The 3,370-nt window shown below is 70.3% G+C and carries 5 protein-coding genes; 3 read left to right on the top strand and 2 right to left on the bottom strand.

Going from position 1 to position 3,370, the window contains the following annotated elements; translation table 11 throughout:
- Positions 1-182: 182 nt before the first annotated feature.
- Entirely contained in the window at positions 183-860 is a 678-nt protein-coding gene (locus tag B7X32_RS19655; protein WP_292723616.1) for a GNAT family protein, read from the bottom strand.
- 25 nt (positions 861-885) lie between these two features.
- Positions 886-1,782: a UTP--glucose-1-phosphate uridylyltransferase GalU gene (gene galU / locus B7X32_RS19650; protein ID WP_292723613.1), complete on the bottom strand. Its 897-nt coding sequence runs from the start codon at positions 1,780-1,782 to the stop codon at positions 886-888.
- Between the two features lie 72 nt (positions 1,783-1,854).
- On the opposite strand from galU, the gene B7X32_RS19645 reads away from it, so the two are divergent.
- The 3 genes from B7X32_RS19645 to mscL are packed head-to-tail and all read left to right on the top strand — an operon-like array spanning position 1,855 to position 3,182.
- Positions 1,855-2,445: a 5-formyltetrahydrofolate cyclo-ligase gene (locus tag B7X32_RS19645; protein ID WP_292723611.1), complete on the top strand. Its 591-nt coding sequence runs from the start codon at positions 1,855-1,857 to the stop codon at positions 2,443-2,445.
- 28 nt (positions 2,446-2,473) lie between these two features.
- Positions 2,474-2,743 carry an FmdB family zinc ribbon protein gene (locus B7X32_RS19640; RefSeq protein ID WP_292723609.1) on the top strand — a complete coding sequence of 90 codons (270 nt, stop codon included), beginning with the start codon at positions 2,474-2,476 and terminating at the stop codon, positions 2,741-2,743.
- A gap of 28 nt (positions 2,744-2,771) precedes the next feature.
- Positions 2,772-3,182, top strand: coding sequence for a large conductance mechanosensitive channel protein MscL (mscL, locus tag B7X32_RS19635; RefSeq protein WP_292723607.1), 411 nt, complete (start codon positions 2,772-2,774; stop codon positions 3,180-3,182).
- Positions 3,183-3,370 lie beyond the last annotated feature (188 nt).

Below are 3,370 nucleotides of genomic sequence, written 5' to 3'. Positions count from 1 at the left end.
CCGGCCGCCCGGTCAGCACACCCCCTGCGCGTGCCGCATGTGCCGCGCGTGGCCCGCGTGCTGCGCCCACTGACGCCGAGGCCCCCTCGCAGCACCCGCGCCCCCTCGTACGCACGTACCTGCGGAGGGGCGCCGACACTGCGAGGGGGCGCCGACGCACCCGGGCTCGCGCGAGCCCGGGTTCAGCCCTGAATCCCCCGCTCGCGATGCAACCCGGCATCGCCCGACAGCCCGGGATCGCCCGGATCCGTGATCGAGGGCAGATCCGACGGCGGCACGGCCGCCCAGTCCGCGGGGACGCGCCCCGCCGCCCAGCGGTTCAGCACGCCCTCCGGCACGTCCTCGCGCACGAGCGAGAAGGCGAGGTGGTCGCGCCAGTCGCCGTCGATGTGGATGAAACGGCGCCGCATCCCCTCGTAGCGGAAGCCGAGCTTCTGCACGACCCGCAGGCTCGGCCGGTTCTCCGGCCGCAGGCAGATCTCAATCCGGTGCAGCCCCAGGTCGTTGAACGCGAGATCGGTCGCCATCGCGACGGCGGCCGGGGTGATCCCGTGCCCGGCGAAGCGCTCGCTCACCCAGTAGCCGATCGTCGCGGAGCACAGCGATCCGCGCATGACACCCCAGATGTTGAGCTGACCGGCGATCTTCCCGTCGTACTCCATCACGAACGGATAGCCGGTGCCGTCACGGTACTGCTGCAGCAGCCGCCGGATGCTCACCCGCATGTCGATCCCGGTCTGCAGACCGGGCAGCGTCGCCTCCCACGGCTGCAGCCAGCGCCGGTTGGTGAGCAGCTCGTGCTGCAGCGAGCGCGCGTCCTTGGCCCGGATGAGCCGCAGCTCGACCGGTCCGTGCCGCATCGGTGCCGAGACGTCCACGATCCGCTCAGATCCTCTCCGCGTACTCCTTGAGCCAGACCCGCAGATCCGGCCCGAGGTCGTCGCGGTCGGCCGCGAGCTGCACGATCGCCTTGATGTACTCCAGCCGGTCGCCGGTGTCGTAGCGCCGCCCGCGGAAGATCACGCCGTGCACGCCCGGACCGTCGGGATCCGCGGCGAACTCCTGCAGGGCGTCGGTGAGCTGGATCTCGCCGCCCTTGCCCGGCGGTGTGCGCTCGAGGATCTCGAAGATCGAGGGCGGCAGCACATAGCGGCCGATGACCGCGAGGTTCGACGGCGCCTCCTCGCGCGTGGGCTTCTCGACCAGCCCGTTCACACGGCGGACGTCGTCCGAGGCGCCCTCCGGGACTCCGTCGGGGTCAGCAGTGCCGTACAGGTGGATCTGGTCCGGGTCCACCTCCATGAGCGCGATCACCGCCGCGCCGCTCCGCTCGTGCTCGGCGATCATCGCGGTCAGCAGGGGGTCGCGCTCGTCCATCAGGTCGTCGCCGAGGAGCACGGCGAAGGAGCTGTCTCCGACATGCGTGCGGGCGCGGAGCACCGCATGCCCGAGGCCCTTGGGCTCGCCCTGGCGCAGGTAGTGGATGTCGGCCATGTCGCTGGAGGCGACGACGCGGGCGAGCCGGCGGTGGTCGCCCTTCTGCGTCAGCTTGCCCTCGAGCTCCGGCATCTGGTCGAAGTGATCGGAGATCGCGTTCTTGTTGCGTCCGATGATGACGAGGATGTCGTCGATGCCCGCGGCCACGGCCTCCTCGACCACGTACTGGATCGCGGGCTTGTCGACGACGGGGAGCATCTCCTTCGGCATCGCCTTCGTCGCGGGCAGGAAGCGCGTGCCCAGGCCGGCCGCGGGGATGACCGCCTTGATGCGTGCCTTCGTCATCTGCTCAGCTTACGGGCGCGCAGCGACTTCGGGCCGGAGCGGCCTCAGCGGCTCCCCGGTAGAATCGAGGCCATGCCGGGCGACATCGACCATGCGAAGCGCGCGCTGCGCGCCGATCTGCGCGAGCGCCGCAGCCTGCTGTCCGACCAGCAGCGCGCCGCCGCCGAGACCGCACTGACCGCCCGCCTCGACGAGCTGATCGCCGCGACCGGCGCTCGTTCGATCTCCTGCTTCCTCTCCACCACGACCGAGCCGGGCACGCGGGCCTTCATCCGCGCCGCGCTCGCCCGGGGCATCAGGGTGCTGCTGCCGATCACCCGCGAGGACGGCCTGCTGGACTGGGCGGTGGCCGGATCCGAGGAGGAGATCACGACGGGTCTGCACGGGCTGCCGGAGCCCACCGGCGAGATCCTCAACCCGATGGCGCTGGACGAGGTGGATCTGCTGCTCATCCCGGCAGCCGCCGTCGACCGCAGCGGGATGCGGATGGGCTGGGGGCGCGGCTACTTCGACCGCACGCTCGGCTCGATGCAGAAGTGCCCTCCCGTGTACGCCGTCGTCTACGACTCCGAGATCCTCGACGAGGTGCCCCACGACGTGCACGACCAGCCGGTCACCGGCGCCGTCACACCGCTGCGCACCGTCGTCTTCCCCCTGACCTGACCCTCCGAACCGAGACCTGCGAGGCCCCATGCCCACCTACTCCTACGCCTGCACCGCCTGCGGGCACCGCTTCGACGCCGTGCAGTCGTTCTCCGACAGCGCCCTCACCGAGTGCCCCGAATGCCAGGGCCGCCTGCGCAAGGAGTACGGATCCATCGGCGTGACCTTCAACGGCTCGGGCTTCTATCGCACCGACTCGCGTGCAGGATCTGGGGTTTCCGCGTCCGCGGGGGCATCATCGAAGTCGGAATCGAGCGCCAAACCTGCGCCCGCCTCCGCACCGGCCTCTGGATCCTGAGGCCGACCACTTCAGGGGAGAGAAAAGCATGATCAAGGGCTTCAAGGAGTTCATCCTTCGCGGGAACGTCATCGACCTGGCCGTCGCGGTCGTCATCGGCGGCGCGTTCACCGCGGTCGTCACCGCCATCGTCGACAGCATCATCAATCCGATCGTCGCCTTGTTCTACCAGCCCGACAAGAACGGCAACTTCGGCCCGACCATCACGGGCATCTATGGCCAGAGCGTCACGTTCCCGCTCGGCGGCCTCATCACGGCGGTGATCAGCTTCCTCGCCGTCGCGCTCGTGGTCTACTTCGTCTTCGTCGTGCCCATGAATCACTTCAAAGAGCGTCAGGCGGCAAAGGCCGGCCTGCCCGAGGACCCCGAGGCCCTGCCCACCGAGCAGGAGCTGCTCCTTCAGATCCGCGACCTGCTCGAGAAGCAGAAGTCGGCCTGACCCGACTGGTTGCTGAGCGCAGAGCGCAGCGACAAGACGAAGCACCGATGCCCCGGCGCCCTCGTGGCGACCGGGGCGTCGCCGTCTGCGCGGGCCGCGTCAGTAGTGCGGCGGGACCTCGCGGCGCAGCGCCGCGTCGTTCGGGCCGGAGGCGCCCTTCGCCTCCGGGCCAGACTCGCGGTCGCGCA

Origin of the sequence: Microbacterium sp. 13-71-7 (assembly GCF_002257455.1) — a bacterium.
Classification (GTDB): Bacteria; Actinomycetota; Actinomycetes; order Actinomycetales; family Microbacteriaceae; genus Microbacterium.
Note: the sequence above shows the minus strand (reverse complement) of the source record. Positions and strands in the feature narration are given on the sequence as shown.